Source organism: Flavobacterium poyangense (assembly GCF_011751075.1).
In the GTDB taxonomy this organism is placed as follows: domain Bacteria; phylum Bacteroidota; class Bacteroidia; order Flavobacteriales; family Flavobacteriaceae; genus Flavobacterium; species Flavobacterium poyangense.
In genome coordinates this window covers 99,436-123,664 of record NZ_JAALLN010000014.1, presented here as the reverse complement: position 1 = coordinate 123,664, position 24,229 = coordinate 99,436, and the positions used below count along the sequence as shown (strand labels likewise).

General features: G+C 36.8%; 15 protein-coding genes. 6 read left to right on the top strand and 9 right to left on the bottom strand.

The window, feature by feature from the left end; genetic code table 11:
- Positions 1-396 precede the first annotated feature (396 nt).
- Both G3A47_RS18135 and G3A47_RS18130 read left to right on the top strand, forming a co-directional pair.
- Entirely contained in the window at positions 397-1,533 is a 1,137-nt protein-coding gene (locus tag G3A47_RS18135) for a helix-turn-helix domain-containing protein (RefSeq protein WP_166924886.1), read from the top strand.
- Between the two features lie 88 nt (positions 1,534-1,621).
- Positions 1,622-2,176: a porin family protein gene (locus G3A47_RS18130; RefSeq protein ID WP_166924885.1), complete on the top strand. Its 555-nt coding sequence runs from the start codon at positions 1,622-1,624 to the stop codon at positions 2,174-2,176.
- 289 nt (positions 2,177-2,465) lie between these two features.
- Here G3A47_RS18130 and G3A47_RS18125 read toward each other — a convergent pair whose 3' ends face one another.
- Both G3A47_RS18125 and G3A47_RS18120 read right to left on the bottom strand, forming a co-directional pair.
- Positions 2,466-3,338 (bottom strand): pirin family protein, encoded by an 873-nt coding sequence (locus G3A47_RS18125; RefSeq protein ID WP_166924883.1) that lies wholly within the window; start codon positions 3,336-3,338, stop codon positions 2,466-2,468.
- Positions 3,339-3,375: 37 nt separating this feature from the next.
- Entirely contained in the window at positions 3,376-4,236 is an 861-nt protein-coding gene (locus tag G3A47_RS18120) for a DUF1731 domain-containing protein (RefSeq protein WP_166924881.1), read from the bottom strand.
- A gap of 105 nt (positions 4,237-4,341) precedes the next feature.
- Between G3A47_RS18120 and G3A47_RS18115 the strand changes: the two genes are divergently transcribed.
- The gene (locus G3A47_RS18115; protein ID WP_166924879.1) at positions 4,342-4,704 is read left to right on the top strand and encodes a winged helix-turn-helix transcriptional regulator; all 363 of its coding nucleotides are present in this window, start codon (positions 4,342-4,344) and stop codon (positions 4,702-4,704) included.
- Between the two features lie 210 nt (positions 4,705-4,914).
- Here the strand turns inward: G3A47_RS18115 and G3A47_RS18110 are convergent, their stop codons facing one another.
- Positions 4,915-5,895 (bottom strand): helix-turn-helix domain-containing protein, encoded by a 981-nt coding sequence (locus G3A47_RS18110; protein WP_166924877.1) that lies wholly within the window; start codon positions 5,893-5,895, stop codon positions 4,915-4,917.
- 136 nt (positions 5,896-6,031) lie between these two features.
- Between G3A47_RS18110 and G3A47_RS18105 the strand changes: the two genes are divergently transcribed.
- The 3 genes from G3A47_RS18105 to G3A47_RS18095 all read left to right on the top strand — a co-directional run bounded on the left by G3A47_RS18105 (position 6,032) and on the right by G3A47_RS18095 (position 10,581).
- Complete coding sequence (locus tag G3A47_RS18105; protein ID WP_243860504.1) at positions 6,032-7,786, top strand: ABC transporter ATP-binding protein; 1,755 nt, start codon at positions 6,032-6,034, stop codon at positions 7,784-7,786.
- Positions 7,787-7,975: 189 nt separating this feature from the next.
- A complete protein-coding gene (locus tag G3A47_RS18100) occupies positions 7,976-9,694 on the top strand; it encodes an ABC transporter ATP-binding protein (protein WP_166924875.1) in 1,719 nt (572 codons plus the stop codon).
- The gene (locus G3A47_RS18095; protein ID WP_166924873.1) at positions 9,682-10,581 is read left to right on the top strand and encodes a helix-turn-helix domain-containing protein; all 900 of its coding nucleotides are present in this window, start codon (positions 9,682-9,684) and stop codon (positions 10,579-10,581) included. Before G3A47_RS18100 ends, G3A47_RS18095 begins: the two co-directional genes overlap by 13 nt.
- A gap of 30 nt (positions 10,582-10,611) precedes the next feature.
- Here G3A47_RS18095 and G3A47_RS18090 read toward each other — a convergent pair whose 3' ends face one another.
- From G3A47_RS18090 to G3A47_RS18065, 6 genes are all read right to left on the bottom strand, one after another.
- Positions 10,612-13,869: an ABC transporter permease/M1 family aminopeptidase gene (locus tag G3A47_RS18090; RefSeq protein ID WP_166924871.1), complete on the bottom strand. Its 3,258-nt coding sequence runs from the start codon at positions 13,867-13,869 to the stop codon at positions 10,612-10,614.
- A gap of 6 nt (positions 13,870-13,875) precedes the next feature.
- Positions 13,876-14,754, bottom strand: a complete 879-nt coding sequence (locus G3A47_RS18085; RefSeq protein WP_166924869.1) for an ABC transporter ATP-binding protein — start codon at positions 14,752-14,754, stop codon at positions 13,876-13,878.
- An 11-nt stretch (positions 14,755-14,765) separates the two neighbouring features.
- On the bottom strand, positions 14,766-17,111 hold the full coding sequence (locus G3A47_RS18080) for a TonB-dependent receptor (protein WP_166924867.1): 2,346 nt from the start codon (positions 17,109-17,111) through the stop codon (positions 14,766-14,768).
- A 586-nt stretch (positions 17,112-17,697) separates the two neighbouring features.
- The gene (locus G3A47_RS18075; RefSeq protein ID WP_166924865.1) at positions 17,698-18,375 is read right to left on the bottom strand and encodes an HAD family hydrolase; all 678 of its coding nucleotides are present in this window, start codon (positions 18,373-18,375) and stop codon (positions 17,698-17,700) included.
- Positions 18,376-18,430: 55 nt separating this feature from the next.
- Positions 18,431-19,780, bottom strand: coding sequence for an MATE family efflux transporter (locus G3A47_RS18070; RefSeq protein ID WP_166924863.1), 1,350 nt, complete (start codon positions 19,778-19,780; stop codon positions 18,431-18,433).
- A 12-nt stretch (positions 19,781-19,792) separates the two neighbouring features.
- Positions 19,793-24,202, bottom strand: coding sequence for a non-ribosomal peptide synthetase (locus G3A47_RS18065; RefSeq protein WP_166924861.1), 4,410 nt, complete (start codon positions 24,200-24,202; stop codon positions 19,793-19,795).
- Between the last annotated feature and the right edge of the window lie 27 nt (positions 24,203-24,229).

The following is a 24,229-nucleotide window of genomic DNA, read 5'->3' as shown; positions in this document are numbered from 1 at the left end:
ACGGGTTTTTTTGTTTTATAACGTTTTTTTTATTCCGCAGAGATTCGCAAAGAAGACACAGAGGGACACAGAGTTTAGTTTAAATTTTTGTGAATCTCTGCGTTTGCTTTGTGCAGCTCTGTGTAATCCTTGGGATCAGGGATGTTATTTAACCGCAAAGTTCGCAAAGGTTTACGCAAAGAGCGCTAAGTTGTATTTTATTTATTATGTCAAAGCTTTGTTGTTAGAATAAAATGAATCATTTTAGTTAATCATTTCTTAAGTCCTTTAGAAAGTTCATCGGTATTACTATAAATTCGCCCTGTCAATTAGTATGAAATAAGCTATGTTTTAAAAAATGACTTATTGCCCTAATATCCCGAAACAAATCTAAAAAACAACTAGTATCTTAAAAAATTGATTTATACAGCACTTTTAAACATTGCAATTTTTCAGGGAATAGTCTTAGGCTTAATTATTCTAAAGTCTTCCTTATTCAACAGTAATTCAAATAAACATCTGGCTTATTTATTATTTACACTTTCAGTTATTTTACTGAATCATGTTTTTGAGGTTGAAGAAGCATTTATTCCGTATCCTTTTCTACGTTTTATTGACCATATCGAATGGGAATTTCTAGTACCGGCTTTTATCTTCCTGTTTATTATAAACCGAATTGACGAGACTGTAAAAAGCAAGCAAAAAATTTATTTGTGTTTTATTCCCTTTGCCTACACTGCCGTCCTTAATATAACATATGATTTAGATCGTGTGGCAGGAATTTATACCATTCCGGAGTTTGGTATTGGTTTAATCAGTATACTTGGTTTTATTCAGTTTATTTTGGGGGTTACATTTATGCCGTTTCTGTTACTTTATTCCTATTCTATGATTAAATATTTAAAGGATCCACGGGAGAAAAAATGGATATTTACCTTACTAACAATTGTTTCTTTATCCATATTTGCTTTTCTGATTATCTATCTGGTCGGTTTGTTTTTCCAATTTGATATATCTTCTACGATGAGTGCCCTGGCTTTATCTGCAACATTCATAATTCATTGGACAGCTTATATTGGCATTTACAAGTACAAACTTGCAAAAAATAAAGAGGCGATTTCCAATCTTCTAAATAATGATTTAGTTGTTTCGAATAGCAATCTGCAAACAGTAGAAGATAGCAAAACAGAAGAATATAAGGAATCGATCACAGCAGATAATATTTATTTTCAAAAACTGGAACTTCTTTGCAAAGAGCAGCACATTTATACTGACAGTACATTAAACAGAGAAAAAGTTGCTGAAAAACTAGGTATAAGTGCGGGATATGTTTCACAAATTATAAACACGATAACAGGAGACAACTTTGCTAATTATATCAATCAATATCGAGTTGAAGCAGTCAAGGAAATGATTTCAAATTCTGAATATGAAAACTATAATTTGTTGGCGATGGGATTAGAATCCGGGTTTACTTCAAAGGCAACTTTTTATAAAGTCTTCAAAAAATGTACGGGGCAGACACCAAATGAATATAAGAATACAAGCAAATAAGTATCAATTTATGCATTTTTAAGCTTTTGATACCTTTTCTAATTTCCCTTAAGTGAGTTTTGCAATCAAATAATTCAAATCACTTTTTATGAAAAACTTTTTAGTACTAGCTGTTGTTACAGTTTTAGGATTTACAAATGTTAATGCTCAAAAAATCAAATTTGGGGCTAAAGGAGGCTTAAACTTTGCATCTGTCAGCGGAGATGATACCAAAGGTATTGATGCCGTAACCGCGTTTAATTTTGGTGTTTTATCAGAAATTCCAATTTCCGATACCTTTTCTTTTCAACCTGAGGTAATGTATTCCGGACAAGGGTATAGTTTCAATGATAATACAGTAGCTTTAAATTATCTGAACATTCCTTTAATGGGGAAATATTATTTGACAAAAGGTTTCAGTATTGAAGCCGGACCACAAGTTGGTTTTTTACTTTCTGCTAAAAATGAAAAGACAGATGTGAAAAAATCATTTAATACTTTTGATTTCGGGGTTAATTTTGGCCTGGGTTACAAGTTGGACAACGGACTTAATTTTGGAGCAAGATATAATCTGGGATTAACTGATATTAATAATGTAGAAGGTTCTTCAAGTAAAAATAAAAACGGAGTATTTCAATTATCAGTTGGTTATTTCTTTTTCTAAAATCTAATAATTTCATCGCTTTTATACCTTGGGATCGCTTGGAAATGTAATGATATTTTTGCTAGGTTTGATTTGTACAAATTGTATCTATCAAAGGTTTCTAATAAGGTTGGAGCTTGAAATTGGAAAATAAACAAAAAATCCTTATTCTTTTTTTGAATAAGGATTTTTTAGGCTCTTACGGGTTTTTGATCCCGCAATTCTGCTACAAAACTAAGATTACAGGGACAAAAGTTACTCGTAAATGCAACAGCACCGTCTGGCACGACTTTTTACCAATGCAACTAAATTACAAGGTTCCAAATTTACCTGCCTGATAGTCTTCAATCGCTTTTGTGATTTGGTCCTGAGTATTCATTACAAATGGACCGTAATGTGCAATTGGTTCATTTAAGGGTTCACCACTCATAATAAGTACGATAGTATTGTCACTTGTTCCTTCTAAACTAAAACTGTCACCTGCATTGTTTTCGAACATTGCAAAGCTGTCTTTTTTTAATTCCGCTTCATTGTTCACTTTTACACTTCCTTCAATGATCAAAATTGCGGTATTCCAATTTTTAGGAAAAGTAAAATCGGCTTTGGCTCCTTTGTTTAAGTAGGAATTAAACAAGTCCATAGGAGAGAAAGTTGTGGCTTTTCCTTTATGACCCAAATAATCACCTGCAATTACATTTACAAAACTGCCATCATCGCCTACAGGAACTTTTGTCATTTTATCAAAAAACAGATCCTGATATTGTGGATTGGTTTCTTTGTCTTTGGCCGGAAGATTTACCCACATTTGAACCATTTGAAAGGTTCCGCCTTTTCTCGCAAACTCCTGTTCATGATATTCCTGATGCAGAATTCCTGATCCTGCGGTCATCCATTGTACGTCGCCTTCACCAATTACACCGTGATTCCCTTTACTGTCTTTATGTTCTATTTTTCCTTTGTAGGCAATCGTCACGGTTTCAAACCCTTTATGCGGATGTGCACCAACGCCTCTCGGTATTTCTCTTGCTTCAAAGTTGATATCGGCATTGTAACCAACTGCAAAGAAAGGAGACATTCTGATCCTTGGAATTTCTTTCCCAACAAATGAAGTGGTGTAAAAAGCATCTCCTACCCAGGTAAAATTCTTTGGAGTGAGGATTTTTTCTATTTCTCTATTTTTCATGTTTTCTCTCTTTTTAAATTCTGATTCTATTCCAAATTTATAGTGTTGAGGCAATATTCTTAATTGCTTCTTTTATCTCGGGGTATTTAAATACGTACCCGGCCTCAGTTATTTTATGTGCTACTAAATGCTGACCTTTAAACGCATTTAGTGCATAATTTGTACCTAAGACTTCGTTAGCAATAGACTTAAAGACATCTTGCATGGAAACGGGTTCAGGAGCCACTGAATTAAACACGCCATCCAGACCATGTTCTACCGCAAATGCAAAGATCCCTGCCATATCTGCAATGTGATTCCATGCAAATGCTTGAGAATTGGGTTGCATTGCAATTTCCGGATTGCTCTTTATCGTATTGAGATAAACCGGAAAAATACCTCCATCATTCCCTAAAACCAATGACACTCTAATCTTAGAAACGTGTTCTGCGATTTCATCAGTTTTAAATTGATCTGCTGCTTTTTCCCAATCATCGCTCAGCGTTGCGGCAAAGCCCATTCCCTTGTCTCCATTTTCATCTATCTCTGTTGTTTCGTCCGTAAATCCATAATAGCCAATCGCCGAAGCCGAAACAAAAGATTTGAGTTTCTGATTTCTTTCTTTCAATTTCTCCCTTAAAAAATTGGCTGCTCCAATCCTCGAATCGTAGATTCGTTGCCTTTTCTCGGCTGTCATTGGTTGTCCGTCATTTAATTTTGCACCGGCAAGATGCACAATATGATTGACGTTATCTAAAGCATTATCATCCAGAATCCAATCTTCCAAATCCCATTGATATTCATTATCAGCTTTAGGATTTCTGGTCAGCAATTTTATAGCATATTTTTTATCTAAAATTGAAATTAAATGCTTCGCAATAAAGCTGTTTCCCCCTGTTATTAATACGGTTTCTTTCATAAGTGTTGATTTTCAAACTATTCTGATACCCAAAATTATTTAATATTTCACTAACTTTAGCGTGAGTGAACTCGGAGTAACTAGTAACCTGTAAGTTATCAACCTATGATTAAAAAACCTAAAACGGACCCTGAAGGATGTACCGGCGATATTACAGCAATGATGGATGCTCTTGAAATTCTGGGAGGAAAATGGAGATTGCTTATTGTACATTATCTCTTTATAAGACAGGAAGGTGTAAATACATTTAAGAAAATAGAAAAAGATATAGTAGGCATATCTGCAAAAATGTTGTCAAAAGAGTTAAAAATTCTGGAAGTAAATAAAATTGTAAGTAGAAAGGTAATGAGCACCAAACCCATTACGGTACAATACTCTATTACCGAATATGGAAAAGAAATTAAATCTGTGATTTCGGTTCTGGTTGATTGGGGGCAGAACCACAGGAGAGAAATGTTTGATAAATAATCATGAGCCATAGAGATTTGGCACTGACAACTGCGACAGAACTCAAGTTAGTGGTATTTCAAAAATTCAAAGGGTAATTGAGGAGACTAAAAATCCTTTAACCTCTTCACTAAATTCAGTAGACTTTTAGAACTACTTTACCACGCTTTTGTCAAAAAAAGGATAATGTAGACAATTGGCATCCTAAAAATAAGAAATTATAGGGCTTTATTATTTCCTGAACTGGCTGGGTAACATTCCATATTTTTTCTTAAATGCTGCTGAAAAATGGCGCTGGTATTTATATCCAACCAGTTGAGAAACCTCGCCGATGTTCATATTATGATTGATAAGTAAGTCTTTTGCCTGTTCCATTTTGACATCACTCCAAAAAGCAAAAACAGAAGTGCCAAACAGTTCCCTAAATCCTTTTTTCAGTATAAACTCATTTGTCCCTGCATTATGAGCCAATTCGATCAGGGAGCTGGCGGAATCCAAATTATGAAGTATAAATTCTCTAACGGCATATATTTTATCAATGTCTGATTTTTTAATAGAAAAATTAGAAACAGAATTCTCCGAAAATTGCTCTAGCTGAAGTAAAAGCAGCTCAATAACTTTTGCTTCAAGAAACATCCTTTTAAAGATACCCTGTCTCTGGCAGTTTACAATTTGATTTATAATATCATACATTTCATTAGTGATATATAAATTCTCATTTTTTAAGAGACCTGAATTTCCTTTTTCAACAGTATTGCGAAAATTATCAAATATTGGACTGCCAGGTGGAAGGAATTTTTTGAAAAAGGAAGGAGCAAGGTTTATTTCGCACAATTGCAACTGATTGCTTTCCCATTTCATTTCACCACATACTTTATTGGCATAAATGATATTATGCCGGTGTGGTTCAAAACTTATTTCGCTGTCAAAATTCTCTGCAAGTGTGGTACTTGATCCTTTTAGGGCAAAATGCATTTCGATTGTCTCAAAATCACTTTCAAAACCAAGCTGTACCTTATTGGAAAGCATGGCATCACCATAGGCAATATGAACACCTTCAAAATAAATTTCTTTGTAAACTCCTTTTCCCATAAAGTGCTCTAAACAGATGACACTTTCTTCAACTTCTTCAGTACTGCTGTAAAATGATTTCGGATATTCTTTCTCCATCAGTAAAGTACTGAACTCGAGATCATATAGGCGTAAGGTCATTGATCATATTTTAATTTAATCCGTTTTGCGGACATTTTAATCCGTTTTGCGTAACTGGTGAAACAATAAGCCTTTTTACTTTTGCACAAATTTAATAATTATTTAGATTAGTTCTTAATAATTAAAATTTCTTAACATGAAGCATAAAAATCCCAAACGAAAAAATGGCATCGCACGTTTACTGGAAATAGCCGGTAGAAGAAAATTTTTACTCCTTATGTCTGGGGTTTTCGCCATAATTCATGCTCTTTTGAGTCTGATGCCTTATATTTTGGTATTTTATATTATTAAAGAGCTCACCACAGACAAAATCGATTATCAGTTGGTAACCGATTATATTGTCTATGCTGCAGCGGCTGTAGTTGTCAGTATCATTTTTCTGTTTATTTCCGGAATTCTTTCGCACATAGCTGCTTTTAATATTTTGTATGAATTACGAAAATTTATTGCAGTTAAAGTTGGAAAATTACCTATGGGGTATCTTAACAATCGAAACTCGGGGGTGCTGAAAAAAATCCTTTCCGATGATGTGGAACGTATCGAAAGTTTTATTGCCCACCAGATACCTGATTTTGTAAAAGGAATAGCTCTCCCGGTTATCACCATTACATATTTATTTTTTCAGGATTGGAGACTGGCTTCAATTAGTTTTCTTCCGTTATTGGTTCTTTTAATTTGGATACCGATTATGTACGGCGGGCGCAATAAACAGCTTATTCAGGATTACCATCAATCGCTTGAAGATATGAATTCGGGTATTGTTGAATATGTGCGCGCCATGCCGGTCATGAAAATTTTCGGACAGTCTGCCGAGACATTTGACAAATATGGAAATACCGTCAGATGTTTTAATTCCTTTGTTGCCCAATGGGTAAAAAGCAGTACGCCTGCATTTGCTGTTTTTATGAGTTTCATCAGTAATGCCATGTTGCCTGTTCTGGCTCTTGGACTGTACTTATATTTTCAAAATGGTCTGACGCTGGCTACTTTACTGTTGTTCCTGATCTTAGGTACAGGATACATTAAACCTCTATTTGCTCTGAGTAATATGGGAATGCAGATTTCTATTATTAACAGAGGAGTAGAACAAATTGATGAACTTTTAAATTATGATGATTTAAATGAAAGCAGGGATTTTCAAAAACCTGAAAAATTTGACATCGAGTTTAGAGCGGTTTCCTTTGCTTACGAAAATCAAAATTGGGTACTTCAAAATATTAATTTCCATTTAAAAGAAAAAAGTATTACCGCATTAGTTGGGCAATCCGGTGCAGGAAAAAGTACAGTTGCCCAGTTAATTGCACGTTTCTGGGATGTGAACAGTGGAGGGGTATTTATTGGAGGAGTAGATATTAAAGAATACCCTTCACAGCAGCTTATGGAGTTGGTGTCTTTTGTATTTCAGGACAGCTTTATGTTTCAGCAGAGCATGTATGATAATATTTGTATGGGAATGAATAAATCGAGAGAAGAGGTTGAAGATGCGGCAAAGGCAGCACAAATTCACGACTTTATTATAACATTACCGAAGGGGTATAATACAATGATCGGACAATCCGGTGTTCACTTAAGCGGAGGCGAACAGCAGCGTTTTCAGCTTGCGAGGGCGATTTTAAAAGATGCGCCGATTTTGATTTTGGATGAAGCCACAGCCTTTGCCGATCCCGAGAATGAATACAAGATTCATCAGGCAATGAGTCAACTGATTAAAAATAAAACAGTTATAATAATTGCCCATAGATTAAGCACGATTACAGAAGCTGATCAGATCCTGGTATTTGACAAAGGAAGTATTAAGGAGAAAGGAAAACATGATGAACTTTTGAACAAAGAAGGCATTTACAGTAGAATGTGGAATGCACATATCAGAGCAAAAGAATTTGTTATTTAATGATTTGGTAGTAAACAGGAAAAAAAATAATCCAATACAGCTTTCGTTGACCGTAGAACAAATCTACTATGGAAAGGCATAAAAAAACAGTTAGATGATGAAAAGAAACTATTTAAAAAAGAACTAAAATCCTGCAACATTATTTGAAACGATATAACAAACTCTTAAATCCTTTTCTACAATAGTATCATGATAAAAAATTTAAAACGTACAGTCACATTCAGCCCTACAGATACAATGAGAACCGTTTTGTGGGAAATTGTTCATAGTATTTTCATAGCAGCACCTTCAGGGATTCTGCTGGTGGTAATCTGGGAGCTTTTTTCAAAGGAACCTGATAAAACACGTATCTGGGCGGTTGTTTTCCTGATGTTTTTCCTACTTATGATGCAGTTTTTTATTGCATCGAAATCAATGGTAAGAACCAATATCTGGGTTTATGATTTGTCAACCCGTTTGAGAATCGAATTAGGCAACCGTATTCAAAAGCTTTCACTTGGATTTTTTAAACAACGGGACCCGGGCGAGATTGTTTCGGTTATTTTACAAGATGTTGCTAATTTTGAAAGTATATTTGGTCATAGTGCCGGCAATCTTGCTTCAGGTTTTTTTGGAACGCTGGTTCTGTCTGTTTTTTTGTTTGTTTATGACTGGCGTCTGGCGCTCTGCCTCATTTCGGCTATACCACTCATATACCCATTTCTTCGTGTGGCAGATTACTTGGTCAGTACTTTGGGGAAAAAGCAGATTGCTGCCAGAAATACTGTTGGTGCAAAATTTCTTGAATATGTTCAGGGAATAAGGCACTTAAAAGCGTATGGATTAACAGGAGAAAAACACCAGGGACTGGAAAAAGCATTTGAGGAACTGCGTAGTAAAAGTATAAAAATGGAATCGGTTCCGGGACCTTTTATAGTTACGGCAGTAGTTGTATTTGAAATTTGTTTTTTGGCAATGATCGCTCTTGGTCTCTATTACCTAAGCGGTAATACTATAACAGTTCCTGTGCTTATAACATTTCTGATAATGGGATATAATTTATACAATCCGCTAAAAGTGATAATGGTAGACTATTTGATGCTCTGCTATATGAATGAAAGCCTTTCGAGAATTATTACTGTACTGGATGAACCAACTATGGAAACGGATAAGAATGAATTTCCAACTCATTACAATATTGATTTTAAGAATGTTAGCTTTGCTTATCAAAACAAGCTGACGGTTCAAAATCTAAATTTTTCTGTTCCGGAAAAATCAATGACGGCATTAGTCGGTCATTCGGGTTCAGGAAAAACTACAATTGCCTCGCTCATTGCCCGCTTTTGGGATGTTCAGTCAGGAAGTATAACAATTGGAGGAGTTGATATCCGTACTATCAATCAGGAAAATTTTTATATTTTGATTAGTGAAGTTTTTCAGGATGTTTATTTATTCGATGATACAATTTACAACAATATAAAGATAGGAAAACCCAGTGCAGGAAGGGAAGAAATAATGAAAGCTGCCGAGAAAGCCCAGGTACTTAATTTTACAAATGGTTTTGCAGAAGGAATGGACACCAGAGTAGGCGAAGGGGGAAGTAAAATATCCGGTGGACAAAAACAGCGTATAAGTATTGCCCGTGCGTTGCTTAAAGATGCGCCCATTATCCTGCTTGATGAAGCTACTGCCAGTCTTGATCCCGAAAATGAGATTTATATTCAGCAGGCGATTCAGGAACTGGTAAGGCATAAAACGGTAATCGTCATTGCACACAAGCTGGCAACTATTCAAAAAGCCGACCAGATTTTAGTTTTGGATGACGGGAAAATAATTGAACGAGGAATCCATAGCGAGTTACTTGATCAGAAAGGAAAATATAATAGTATGTGGGAGATACAGCAAAAATCAGGAGGATGGAAAATTTAATAGAAGAATGCCCAAAGGAAACTCGTTGTGTAGCGGCTCGTGAAATTGCATTGGAGAATTTGCTGATTCTCCGGCTAGAGAACAAGTCAGATAAAATAGTTCAGTTTCCGATACCTCCGATAGAAGATTCTATTCTATTTTATTACCAGTTTGAGGGTCAGGGGGCACTGTATATCAACAACGATAAAATTAAATTTGAAAATAAGGAACAGAGTTTTTTTCTAAATACAGAAAATGAAAAGATTTTAAGTTTAGGCCCCCAAGGAATATGCGTTGTTATTCAGGTCAAAAATAAGATTGTGGAAACTTATTTAAAAGAGATGACTCTGCGATGGAAGAATCATTTTTATGACAGTAAACTCATGACTTTTATGTGTCATAAACATCAGTTGCCCATAACTCCTCCTATGAGCGAATGCATAAATGAAATGTTTTTTTCTGAAAGAAAAGGAATGTTTTTAAAACTTATTTTAGAATCTTTAATTCTTCGTCTGTTTACGCTGCAGTTTGAGCAGATTGAAAATCACGATTGTGAAGTTTTCTGTTCTCTTAAAAAATCAGAAGCAGAAAAAATATTTAAAGCAAAAAAAATCATCACAAGTTCTATCAAAAGTTGGTTTACCATTTCAGAACTGGCAGCTTTGGTAGGAACAAACCAGTGTACGTTAAAAAAAGGATTTAAGGAGATTTACGGATGTGCCGTTTTTGAGTTTATAAAAAATTACAAAATGGAAAAAGCACATCAAATGCTGTATGATGAAGAAATGAATATTTCCGGTATCAGCGAATGGTTGGGGTATAAAAATGTAACACACTTTTCGGCTGCATTTAAGCGGAAATTTGGTTTTCGTCCGAGTAATTTAAAAACACAAGTTTTAAAAATCTAGTTTGAAAAGCCCGCTTTTGCGGGCTTTTTATTATAGTAGTTTTATGAATTTAGCATCTAATAACTCACGTTTATTTTTGGGAGTTATGCGCTGTAAATCATGATACCAGTCTTCTGCTGTCAGTTTGATTTTTGATACAGCAGCCAGATTGTAAAACGATTTGATTTGAGCCAGCAGGATTTTGTTATCTACGATTTCTTCACTGGTTTGATACAGTACCTCAATACCTTTATAATTGTATATATATTCCTGGTTTATATCGCAGTAAAGAATAGGTTGTTCCTTTATTCCGGATACCGCTCTTCCCGCTAGATATTTATCATGATTCTTTTTCAAAAATTGAGAAACAGAAGTCTTGCCATAAAGTTGGTCCATCTGCACGAGAGCTAAGTAGGAAGGAATTGAATTGGTGAGCAATGGAAAACCCTGAACTCTGGAAAAATTCCCGTTATTAAAATACTGTTGTCCAATTAGGCTGGTTGTAATATAACGAAGATAATCCCTGTCTTCGTTTCGGCGTATATCTGCGATCCATCCATGATTTTCAGGAAGCGTAATCAGATTTCCTGAAATATGAAGATCTTCATCGTATCGAGGTCTTTCTGCAATAATAAGTTTTGAATACGGATATTCGCCAAGCTGCTTATTGAGAAATACCAGTGCCTCTTTAGCTGATTCTATCCAGGCAGTTACATTGTATGGATGACCCGGATGATAGTAAACCTCAATATCAATATTTTTTCCGTTTACCTGTACTTGTTGTTTTTTAGAAGCATATGCTGCCAAAAGGATGTTCCATTGAAAAGGAATCGCTTTTTCACTTCTAAACTGATAGTATTTCTTTCCATTTTCTTTCCATTCCTTTACCAGTAAGCCAGGCATAACTGCTTGCTGGGTATCGGGTGTACTTATTGTACAGTCAAATGTAAAACCATTCGATTGTGTTGAAGCAAACGAAAAATTCTTTTCTTTGTCAGCAGGTGTTTTTGGTAATGATGATACTATTGGTTTGAGTTTATAATCTTTTCGATATTTGTTATCGGCCAGTTCGCGACGGTTGTCGTAGCCTCCAATAAAAGGCAGAAAATCTTCAGAAATAAAAGACCCGTTAAAAGCAATATCCGCCTGTGGTTCACTATTAGTAAAGCCACTGTAATGTTTTTCAGCTTTCACATTCAGCCACATTATTTCTCCGGGAAGAAGCGGTTTTTCTAATTGATAGATGGCATGTCCGAACAAATCATCATTCGAAATCTTTTTAAGTGATTTATCTTCACAGGAAATATTTTCGATCTTAAGAAAGTCGACCCATTCAATATGTAAGGAAATGATAGGACTATCATACGGATTTGTAACCTTAATAGCTGCATGATACTGCAGAAGTCTTTGCTCGGGGGATAGATTCAGGACTAGATTTATATGTTGTATTTTTGGCTGCGGCAGATTTTCGTATTTTTTATATTTTTTTTCGTAATCTGCATCAGAACGACGCTCCTCTTCTCTGGATGAGAATTGATTCTGTACATTGACAGTCTGATAAATATGATTGGCAGCAAAAACAAATGAGGTAATGCAGATAAAACAAAATGCGGCCAGTAGTTTTGCGGTTCTTCCTTTAAAATGAAACCTTTTGTTTAAAGGAGCAGTTAGTCCTCTTGGCCAGACTAAAAGCCCCAAAAAAGTTAATGCTAAACTCAATGATATCCAGTAAAAGCTGTACCATAAGTTTGCAGTTCCAAAGAAACTGCTTCCATTCATATCAGTATACTTCAGAGTTCCGGGAGCTAATGTAAAGGCAAGACGGAATTGCTCCAAAACACCAATCTCATGGAGGATTATAGTTAGAACTAATACGAGAATAGTCAGACCATGTGTGATGTATTTATTTCCTGTTATTCCGGCAATAGCGGTGCAGATTAAAATATATCCCAAATACTTAGGAAACCACCTCAGTATTACTTCTTTTATATATACAAGTAGTTCAAAATTAAAGTAGCCTTTTCCAGCTTGAACACAAATCCCAAAGACAATAAGGCATAAGGATAAAAGTATGCTGACCATGATCATGGCATTAATTTTTGAAAGGGTAGTTACCCATGAAGGAACGGGCAGCGCATCAGCTATTTTCCAAAAGCCGCTGGACTGGCTTCTAAACAACAGTTCTACCGTGTTTATAATAATGAAAAGCTGAAAGTAAAAGGAAAGAGCAATAGTTACATTTGTTATTTCCACCGTTACAGGAAGTGTTGGTGCAGCAGAATAATACTGTTGTTGCCAGACAGCAATGTAAAAAATATAAATAACAAGGAGCAGGCTTAGAAAAATCTTAAAACCGGATGGTGCGACAACACTTCTAAATTCTGTTAGTGAAAGAGAGAAGACATTTTTCCAATCCTGAAAGACAGAGAACGCCGGTAGGGATTTTAACTGGATTTTATGCCCGTCATTCTTCTTGTCTTTAGAAAAAATTTCATCATTGATTTGCTTCTGTTTTTTGCCGGAAACCGACATGCTGAATTTTTTGAAAGAAAATCTTTTGCGACTTATAAGCAGAATTGTTAATGCTATTGCAGTCCATCCTAATCTGTTCCACATCAGATTTCCAAATAAGGGAGGCATAAAATTGTTTTTTTCAGCAGCTGACATATGCTCAAGTTCATCCAAAAGAACGCCAAAGGAAGTAGGATCATACAGTGCTGCTGCACGGTTGAGTTCGTGCATAGAAACCGAAAAGATCATAATCAGCATTACAAACATACTGGCCATGTAGGAACTTTTTATATCACGGGTTAATGCCGATGCACTGAAGCATAGCGTGTATAAAATAAAGGTATTTGGAATAAGAATGTAGGAGATGGCAGAAAGTAGGGCCGGAAAATCTGCAGGCCCCAGATTTTTTACAGGCAAGAAAGAATAGCAGAATGCCCCCAGCAGATAAAAGAAATTAAGGCCCAGCATGATAGTAAAACCCGACCAGTACCGACCCCAGAAATACCCGCTTTCGGACGCCCATGTGGTAAAAATAATGGATGAAAAACGCGACTGTAGATCTTTTGTAATAACCGTTCCGGCAATAATAGCCGTGACAATAAAACCGACATAGCCAATACCGGCAAAAACGGTAAAAAATATAGCAGAAGCATTGGCGTATGTTTCATCGTTGGCATAAAATTCGCCACTGTGGTGCATGTAATAAATACCTTGTAAGAGCATTAAAAAGCAGATAACCCAATTGACGGGTCTTTTTAATTGCTGTCTGATTTCAAAATTATATATTGCTTTAATCATGTTTTACTATTTAATTTGTTGCTCAAACATAAGATTGAAGTAAGCATCTTCAAGTGTAGGTTTTTTTTCTGCAAAAGAATCATGAGGTCTGCTCTCTGAAAGAATTGTTAGGACTGGGCTTCCGGACTCGTAATAAGTAGAAATGACCTGATAATCCGACAATGCAGACTGGAGCTGGCTTTTTTCTATTTTTTTAGTCCAAAGCTTGCCTTTCAATTCATTTTCAATCGCAGCAGGTTTCCCGTACTTAAGTACTTTTCCGTCTCCAATAATGGCCATATCATTGCATAGTGTTGATACATCTTCTACGATATGGGTAGAGAGTATTACAACGGTATTTTCGCCAATATCACTCAATAGGTTATAAAAACGGTTGCGTTCCATAGGATCAAGCCCGGCAGTCGGTTCGTCTACAATAATTATTTTTGGAGTTCCAAGTAATGCCTGTGCAATACCAAATCTCTGACGCATTCCGCCGGAATAATGAGAAAGTCTGCGGTGTTTTACATCGTGAAGATTTACTCTTTGAAGAAGTTCATCTACGATTTGCTGTCTCTCATTTTTATTGGTAATTCCTTTCATTTTAGCAATATGGTGCATCATATCAAATGCACTGACATTATGGTACACCCCAAAATCCTGTGGAAGGTATCCCAATATTTTTCTCATTTCCTGAGGCTGTTTCAAAACATCTATGCCATTAAAAGTGATACTCCCCGAATCGGGATCTTGCAGAGTGGCTATTGTACGCATAAGCGAAGATTTTCCTGCACCGTTCTGACCTAACAATCCAAACATTCCTTTATTGATCGTCAGTGAAATATCGGCTAGTGCTTTTTTATCTTTATTATAGGTCTTGAAAAGGTTTTTTATTTCTAATTCCATAATGTGTTTAATTAAAAAGTTACTTTTAAACTTGTTCCAAGTGTGGTGGGTAATCCAAGGGAAACAGGAGAATTGTTTCCTCTGTTATTAGCATATACAAAGGAGAAATAACGGCTGTCCGTCAGGTTTTTAACCCAGAATTTTAGTTCGTATTTTTTATATTTTACTCCCGCATTTATGTTAACAAGAGAAAAAGGATCCTGAATCAGATCATTGTAATAAGTCAGATAATATTTTCCAAGGTATTTCCATTCCGGAACAATAAAGAAATTGACATCTTTAGTAATTTTTCCGGAATAAGTAACGGATAAGGACGAAGAAAAATCGGGAGTAAAAATCTGTTTGTTGCCTTTAAAATCTATGTTGTCACTTTTGTCATCATTCAGCAGCAGCAGTTTATTATATTGGGTATTTACCACTCCCAGATTATAACGTATCTCAAGGTTTTTTACAGGAAGCGCGGTCAGTTCAATTTCTATTCCTTTACTGTTCATTTCTCCAATATTGGCAACATACGTTTCAGGGGCCATAAGAGTCTGCTGCTGATCTCTCCAATAGGTATAAAATGCTGCAAAATTGGCTCTTAGTCTTCGCTGAAACCATTCGGTCTTAACCCCGATTTCGTAGTTGTCAGTATATTCCGGTTCATAACTCAAATGTGTACTGGATGCCTTACCGTATTGATTAACTCCTCCGGGACGAAAGCCTTTTGCATAATTTGCATAAAGCGTCATATCTTCTGCAGCCAGATAAGACAGATTCAGCTTAGGCGAAATAGCATTTGATGAAGTACTTGCTTCTCTTTCGGGATACACCTGAACGGGCGCCGGTTTTTTTTCAAACTCATCATGCAGAACCATCTTTTTTTCATCATAATCATAACGAATTCCACCAGTTAGTTTTAGTTTATCAGTTAAAGCATAAGTTAGGTGTGCGTAAGCTGCTAAACCTTTTCCTTTCTGTTCAGAAATAGTAGAGTATAAGTAAGGGGCATTAGGATCTGCCGTAACAGCATCAGGACCATAGTAAAATTGAGATTCAGCTTTTTTGTTGTCAAGAAATGCGAATAATCCACCTGTTATATCCCATTTTTTTAAATTGCGTGATGCTATTTTTAGTTCTTGCGTTAAGGTTCGCTGTGGTCTTGTCGGCGCCAGATAAGTTATAATATCGTAAGGTGTGAAATCCTGATCATAAGCATCATAAATATCATTAAGATAACTGTAACCGGTCAAGGAGGACAGTTCCCAGTTGTCTAGTTTATATTGTGCAAGGAGAGAAGTTGTAGATAATGTTCGGTTCTCTATGTTTTTCCCGTTTTGATTTACCTTATAGGGCTTTTCATTAGCATATGCGGCATTCATGGCGTAAGCAAAGGTTCCGATGATATCATTTTTTTCCAGTTTTGAATTTAAAAGAAAAGAAAGACGATCAGAAGCGAGATATTTCAAAAAGAAATTCCCTCCGTAATTTTTATAGTTATCAAATTTTTTTCCGGTAAACTCGTTTTCATACAGGCCATTTCGCGCCGTATAAAAGCCATTTATCGAAGTAAAAAGTTTGTCTTTAATTAGTGGAGTGGAAATCCCGGCCCTATACTCCTGGGAATTGTAATTTCCGAAACCTGCTTCGGCAAATCCTTTGGAGGTATTACCGGGCTGTTTGCTAAGAATATTAATGACACCTCCTAAAGCATTTCGGCCATAAAGTGTACTTTGAGGTCCTCTTAAAACTTCAACTCGTTCAATATCCTGCAGCTGCATCGAGGAAGCATACCCATCAAACATTGGGATGCCGTCGATATAAACACCGATAGCCGGGTCTGTTGAAAAAGTAAGAATACCCCTTATCGACATAATATTAAGGGTTGGAGAGCCACCGCTCATCGTAATCAGATTGGGTACATTCATAACCAGGTCGGTCATTTCTGTTATTTTTCGCTGCTCGATTTCTTTAGCTGAAATGGCAGAAACGGCAATAGGTGTTCTTTGAAGTTTGGTTTCTTTTTTCTCAGCAGTAATGATAACTTCTTCCAGTGCTGTTGTATTTTCTTTAAGAGTAAATTGTACTCTTTCTAAATTTCCGGAAATTAAATCAATTTTTTTTTCTGCCTCATAGTAACCATAATAAGTGCATTTAAGATGTATGGTCTGCTGACCGGAAACCGTAAATTCAAATTCTCCATACTCATTGGACTTTACGGTTTGATGGGTTTCTCTAACAGTAAGGAGGGCTCCGATTAGTGCTGTTCCGTAGGTATCCTGCACACTTCCTTTAATCGATTTTTGCTGTGCATGAAGTGACGCACAAAAAAACAACAGCAAAAATAAACGTGTAATCACAATTTTTAATTTCATAAATGGCTTTGCTATAATTTATTTAGAATAATTTTAAATGAAGCAAAAATAAATTATGCCCTTAGGGAATTTGTGACGTGATTAGGAATATTTTTGACGCGAAAAGACAAGAATTGTAGTTAGAAATTTTCAGGAAAATCAAAAACATACAGAGGTTTGCCATGTTATCTGCCATTAAAAATTATAATTGAGTTCATTGGTTTTATGAAACTGGTTTTAATTTTTTTATTGGATTTTGATTTCGGGATAAAATGTATGAGGAATTTGCTTACTATTTGAAGTCAAATTTGGTGTTGTAATTTAAGAGATCAAAGAATTCTTTTACCTCTTCACTAAATTAAGTAAGCCGGAGTAACTTTATATTTTTCGAAAAATTTTCAATTAGTGAACAAAGCGAAAATTTATATTCTTCTATACAATGGAAAGGTATCTGTTTTTACAGTAGCTATTTTTTCGATATTAATTCCGACCAAAACTGCTGAAACCACACCCATTACCCAATCTCCGAAATGTGAAATACTAAATTGAAGATTGGGGTGTTGTGGAAGATCGAGTTTATCAAACTCTTGATACTATATATGCTTTTTTAAGACCAAATAAGTGTATCCCAGTTGTTTTTTTTGGCTATAGAAATTAACCCTCTATCGGGATTAATGGCCACAGGATATTTCACGGAGCACAACATGGGAATGTCATCAGTAGAATTTCCGAAAGAAGCACAATTTTCGAGATTGAGTTGGTTTTTATGTGCATGTTCGTTTACCAGTTCGGCTTTTTGTTTTCCGGAAACGGCACGGCCTGTAATTTCTCCGGTATAAATTCCGTCTTTTATTTCTAAACAAGTTGCAATTAATGCTGCATCCAATTCCGTCGCTAAGGGTTGCAAAAAGATATCTAAGGAACCTGAAACTAAAACAATCTGAGTACCTTGTTCTTTGAAGGAATGGACTGTTTCAAATGCTTTTGAATAGTGTTTCTTTTTATAGTTTTCCTCATAGCATTGGTATTGCAGGGTAGTCATTTCTTCGACAGTTATACCCTTGTATTGCCTATAGATGGAAGCCGTTGACATTTCGCGATTGATTTTGTCAAGTACAGTCCAATAAATAAATCGAAATGGCAGAACCGCTTTCCAAAGTTTGTACATAGAGGGGGATAGTAGCTGTTTTTTGATGAACATTAGCGGCTCGACAATGTTGCTTTTGGTTAGTGTACCATCCACATCAAAATAAGCGGCGTGGAGGTTTTTAGGCAAGTTGATCATTGTTTTAATTTGAGTGGTTTAAAAGGACGATTATAGAAGTCATAAATTATTTGGCTTATAGTTTATTTAGTTGCCTCAATTCGCGGCTAATCATAATAATAGCAATAATAGCTACTATATACTCGATGGCACTTGAAGCAAGGTAAATCCAGTTTATTCCAAATAGTACAGGTAAAATAAGCATGGCCGGTACGTAAAAAATGATTTGCCGGGTAATGGCCAGAAATACTGCCGGTTTACCTTTGCCGATGGATGGATAAAAACTCATAGTCATAAATAAAAATGGAATGACGGGAGTAGCCCACAATAAAACCTGAAAATTTTTATAATGCAGGTTTTGTAATAATGCTACGTTAATCATCGAAGAAAGTATTTGTCCGGGGAATGCCATTAACAGAATCCATAAAGGCAAAATGAGTGCTGTTGATAATACGACAAAAATTAAATAAGCATTTACCGTTCGATTGTATTTTCCTGCACCATAATTGATTCCGACGATGGGTTGCAGCGCTCTCATAAAGCCGGCAATAGGCATTAACAATAAAGTATAGATGCGATAGGCTGCTCCGTAGACAGCCAAATCGAGCGTACTGCCGTATCGTGAAAGACTTTGAAAGATGGCTATCGCCTGTATCAGACTCATGGCTACCATAACAAAGGAAGCCATTCCTAAAGAAGTTATCGTTTTTAGAATGCCGGTATCGTATTTTAATGAGAGCGGTTTTGCAGGAAAAGAAATAAATCTACTCCGGAAATAATAGAGTCCAAAAACAGAATAAACCAGCATACCTACATTCATGCCCCAGGCAGCACCTGTTATTCCAAGTTTGAATATATCTATTAAGAAATAACTAACAAGTACATTCACTGCTAAACCTGTTCCCATGATGAGTGCAGCAAGTTTCATTTTGCCTTCTGCTCTCACAATCATATTAGAAGCAAAACCATATACCCAAAAGAAAACACCAAATAAGGTATGCTGAAAATACGTGTGAGCAAGACTTAGTACTTCACCTTCAGCACCCATAAATTGCAAAATAATGCCGCAGGAAAAGTAAGCAAAGACCAAGTAGGCCATTGACAGAATGATGCATAAAAAATTGACATTGCCCAATAGCGATGCCTGTTTTTGATAGTCTTTTTCACCAATAGCGATGCTGAGTATAGAACCGGCCCCCACACCAATGAGGGAGCCGATACCCATAGTTAAAGAAACTACGGGATAGGTAATAACAACAGCTGCTAAAGCATTTTCACCGATAAATAACCCGACCAAAATCGCATCTAAGACCATATTAAGTCCGTATAAGACCATTGCTATGATGATGGGCCATGACAAGCTCAACGCTAAGTTCCATAAATTACCACTGAGGATTTTATCTTTTTGTTCAATACTGGTATTCATACTATTGAAGGATTATTTAGGCGAAACTTCTCGTAAATGGTTGGCGAGATCAAGAGCATATTCTTCATCTACACAACCCAAATGATCGCCTTCAATTTCTGTGATCTGCAATTTTCCAAGACTTATTTCAGACCACAGTTCAACGATGTCGTCATTGATTCCGGTAGCGGTTGTACTTCCTTGTTCTTTTGCTTTAAAATAGCGGATATCACCAAAATAAGGTGGTGAGATAAACCTCGAAGCTTTAAAGTTTTGAGCAAAAGTACTGTACGTTCGTTCCAGAAGTTCTTTTGGCATTTCACGTCCGGAGAGGCGTTTCATGGCACTCAGATAAGCATCAAAACGATCGGATTGGCTCATTGCTTTCATATTGTTGAAAACCGAACTAATTTGAACCAATTCGCTGTTGCCTTGTATGTTAAAAATAGCTCCTTCTGGAAGTTCGTTTCTGTTTTCCTGAAGTGTATTGGTGACCCAGTCCATAAATATAGCTCCGTTCATGTTACCAAAACCGGCATCGGCGGGGGTAAGACCTAAATTAGGAAGGAAACGGAATTCAACAAATAAATCATCATATACTTTAAATGGAACACGGATGGCATCTATAATGCACAAATCAACTACTTCGATTCCTTTTTCACTTAGTCTTCGGGCCATTTCTACCGCTACCATACTACCAATGGAATACCCAATCAGTTGTACTTTTTTCGGATCATTTGCAATAATCGAAGCACAATAATCATCTGCGATACGTTCGACCAGCTGATCGCTGTCTATCGAACAATAGGCATCAAAATCACCCACAGAAATCCCGTATACCGCTCCCGAATGCTGGTTGACCATTTCACGGATCAGATGTTTATATCGATCCAGTGTACCGCCACCTGCATGAAGTATAATGCGATGAGTCCCGGATGGATCGCCGCCAAAATGCGTTAGCGTTCCAATGCGAGTTGGTTTTTTTGTTTCCTGAACTTTTTCCTCTATGCTATTATTTTGTCTCTGATCTCTAAAGAAATCTGCTAAACCGGCAATGGTAGGAGAAGTCAGAATTTGTCTCAGAATCAGATCAAAACTTAGATTAGTATGCCCTTTTTCGGTAAAAATATCACGTAATTTTCCGGCCATTTGAGCCGATATTAAAGAGTCCGCTCCAAAGTCATTGAGGTTCTGGTGTTTTCCAATACTGTCCATACCTAATGAACTACACCATAAGTCATGGATGGTTTTTTCAGTCTCATCCTGAAAATCCTGATTTCCGGTAGCGTGCTGATCCGTTTCAAAGACACATAGAGCTTCCAGGTTTTTAATATCCACTTTGCCGTTTGCCGTTACGGGTATCTTATCAATAATTTGAATATGGGAAGGAACCATATAAGAAGGTACTTTTTTGCCCAAAAGTGAAAACAATTCGGAAACAAGATCCGTATCAGATTGATGGTCCGCAGAAACGATAAAAGCAAATAAGGTTTTGATTTTATTATTCTCTGTATTGGCTTTTGCAATAACAACGGCATTAGAAACAGCAGGATGTAGGGTCAGAGCCGATTCAATTTCGCCTAACTCGATACGATGGCCTCTTATTTTTACTTGTTTGTCTCTTCGTCCTAAAAATTCAATTTCACCTCCGGGAGTATATCTGCCTAAGTCTCCGGTTTTGTACAGTCTTTCACCATCAACCGAATGAGGAAAAAAACGTTCATTGGTGAGCACAGGGTCATTGAAGTATTCTAATGCCAATCCGGAACCGGTGATAAATAAATCTCCCGATTTCCACTCCGGACAATCTCGCTGTTGTTCGTCTAAAATTCGGAAGCCTTGATTAGAAAGGGGTCTGCCGTAGGGTATGCTGTTCCAATCAGGTTGTAAACCTTGGTACACATGAAAATTAGACCAAATAGAGGCTTCAGTAGCACCACCCAGACTTATTAGCTGCACAGAAGGCACAAGCTGCAATAAGGTGTCAGGAAGATTCAAAGGAATCCAGTCTCCCGATAACATGGCGAGTCTGAAATGAGTAAGTGAGGTGTTAATCGGTTGCTTTTCATTTTCAAGAAAGTTAATAAACATTTGCATCAGCGCCGGTGCGGTATTCCATAACGTTATCTCATAGTTTTGGATTAATTCCAGCCAATGCGAAGGATCGCGCTGACGATCAGGATGAGGGTAGACGATCGTACCACCAAGTCCCAGCAGCCCAAAAATATCGTATACTGATAAATCAAAACCAAGTTGTGATAAGGCAAGTACACTATCTTTTTGATCAATTTTAAAGCGTCTGTTTATATCTTCAATCGTGTTCATAGCACCCAGATGTGAAATGACCACTCCTTTAGGTTCACCGGTAGAACCTGAAGTATAAATTACATAAGCGGGGGCATTTAGATTCTGTTTTGTTTTCGTCGAAATCTCTTCAAGGCTTATTTCTGTAGGGCCTTGCAACGCATCTACAGCAATAATATTCACGCTATCTTCAATTTCATTGCCCAGCTGATTAATTTCGTTGTTGGTAAGTACATAGCGAATACCTGCATTTTTTATAATCTTTGCTCGTCTCTCAAGGGGTTGGTTTTCGTCTATTGGCACATAAACACCACCTAATGCAAGTACTGCCAGTACAGCGGTTACCTGATGGTGCGATTTTGGAAGTGTAATCGCTACTTTATCTTGCTCGGAACAACCTAATTCTTTTAATTTTAAAGCAATGGCTACTGCTTTTTGCTCTACATCTTTATAGGTAAATGAACCCTGCTGATCAACGATAGCGGTTTTGTCTGCTAAAGTTCTAAAACTTTTGAGAACAGGTTCATGCAGTAATTCTTCCGGTAATTTTGCCGGTTCATGATTCAGTTGGTCTCTTTCTTGTTGGTGTCGGGCGGGTAACGAAATGAGGTCTTTTTTATTCCAGTATCCGGTATTATCGGCAAGTTCGTTGAGTAGTGTTTCAAAGGTAGCGAACATGTCGTCAATCATATTTTCAGGGAAAATACCGTCGCGGACATCCCAGTTTACAGACAAGCCTTGTGCAGTATCTACAACCTGACAATCAATAAATACCTGTGGTGTCTGACTGATGTTGTAATCGCCAATCTGACCTTTTAATCCTGCTTCTTCACCCGTGTCCAGTAACCCGATAGCACTGGTTAGCACTACAGGCAAAAGTACTCTTCCGTTTTGCTGCTTTTTTGTCATTTCACGTAGTACCTCAACTCCGGTAAATAAGGTATGATCCAGATCGTCAAACAACTGCATGTTCATATCTTTTGCTTTTTCGCAGAATGCTTTTTGGTCTCTCCAATCTACTTCAAGTAAACTTACCGAAGTAAAATCGCCTACAATTTGGTTTACCTCGGGATGAAGAGGCATGCGATTTAGCACGGTAAGGTTCAGGCAAAAATGCTGGGTTTCGCTCCAGCGTTCGAGCACGGAGGCATAAACGGCCGCTACTGCCGAAGTAGGAGTAACACCATGCGAGTTTGCGGTTGTTTTAAAATTTTCCCATTTCTTTTTTTCGATTAGGGTACTGTTACGTGTAAAGTGATTGGAAGAAGTATTTTCACGTCTGTGAATAGGCAGATTTGGACCTGCCGGTAATGTTTCTACCCGGTTTAGCCAATAACTGCGGTCTTTGGCATAGGCAGCGGTTTCACGTACTCCTCTTTCCGCAATTGCATAATCTCTGAAACTCAGGTTTAGCGCAGGAAGCTGTGTGTTGGGATTGAAATATAGTTTTTCAAATTCTGCCATCAGCATCCACATGCTGATCCAATCTGCAATGAGGAATTCCATAGAAAAATGTAGTACAGCCTCTTTCTGCTGTCCGGACTGCGTTGTCGTTAAAGCAATATCAAATAGAGGCCATTGTTCTGTATCGTAAACACGATGGCTCATACGATCTCGTACCTCATCAAGAACGGAGGCTTGTTTTGGAACGGCTAACATAGAAGCATCCTGATAACTCACCTTAAAACGTGGTGTTTCTTTCTGGATGGTTTGGAAACCCTGATTACTAACTGTAGCTCTTAACATTTCGTGTCTTTGAACTAAGATATTCCAGGTATTTTCGACAAGTTTGTGATCCAGAGCATTATATTTTAATTCCATGTAGAGGTGGCAGGCAACCCCTCCATACCTGAAGCCTTGATTTCTTCCCAATAGATAAGCCGATTGCACATCTGTGAGCGGAAAAGGTTTGTAACGATTTGGGAGATCGTCATGAATTGTAATGGCCTTATTCTCTGACTCCAGATACTCGAGGATTTTGGTTTTATTTTCTTTGAGTAGTTCTAAAGTATTCTCATCCATCACTCCTTTGGGAGCTTTAAATTTTAATTTTCCATCTTCTGTCCAAAGCTGAATTTTCTTTTTTCGCATGCTGCTAATCAGTTCCTGAACATCAGCCGATTCTATATACGCAATCATATCACAATAGTCGAGTTATTAATATTA

Coding starts and splice junctions, on each gene's coding strand:
- G3A47_RS18130 (WP_166924885.1), top strand. CDS start 1,622: ATGAAAAACTTTTTAGTACTAGCTGTTGTTACAGTTTTAGGATTTACA.
- G3A47_RS18095 (WP_166924873.1), top strand. CDS start 9,682: ATGGAAAATTTAATAGAAGAATGCCCAAAGGAAACTCGTTGTGTAGCG.
- G3A47_RS18080 (WP_166924867.1), bottom strand. CDS start 17,111: ATGAAATTAAAAATTGTGATTACACGTTTATTTTTGCTGTTGTTTTTT.
- G3A47_RS18090 (WP_166924871.1), bottom strand. CDS start 13,869: ATGATTAAAGCAATATATAATTTTGAAATCAGACAGCAATTAAAAAGA.
- G3A47_RS18100 (WP_166924875.1), top strand. CDS start 7,976: ATGATAAAAAATTTAAAACGTACAGTCACATTCAGCCCTACAGATACA.
- G3A47_RS18085 (WP_166924869.1), bottom strand. CDS start 14,754: ATGGAATTAGAAATAAAAAACCTTTTCAAGACCTATAATAAAGATAAA.
- G3A47_RS18065 (WP_166924861.1), bottom strand. CDS start 24,202: ATGATTGCGTATATAGAATCGGCTGATGTTCAGGAACTGATTAGCAGC.
- G3A47_RS18115 (WP_166924879.1), top strand. CDS start 4,342: ATGATTAAAAAACCTAAAACGGACCCTGAAGGATGTACCGGCGATATT.
- G3A47_RS18070 (WP_166924863.1), bottom strand. CDS start 19,780: ATGAATACCAGTATTGAACAAAAAGATAAAATCCTCAGTGGTAATTTA.
- G3A47_RS18110 (WP_166924877.1), bottom strand. CDS start 5,895: ATGACCTTACGCCTATATGATCTCGAGTTCAGTACTTTACTGATGGAG.
- G3A47_RS18105 (WP_243860504.1), top strand. CDS start 6,032: ATGAAGCATAAAAATCCCAAACGAAAAAATGGCATCGCACGTTTACTG.
- G3A47_RS18125 (WP_166924883.1), bottom strand. CDS start 3,338: ATGAAAAATAGAGAAATAGAAAAAATCCTCACTCCAAAGAATTTTACC.
- G3A47_RS18075 (WP_166924865.1), bottom strand. CDS start 18,375: ATGATCAACTTGCCTAAAAACCTCCACGCCGCTTATTTTGATGTGGAT.
- G3A47_RS18120 (WP_166924881.1), bottom strand. CDS start 4,236: ATGAAAGAAACCGTATTAATAACAGGGGGAAACAGCTTTATTGCGAAG.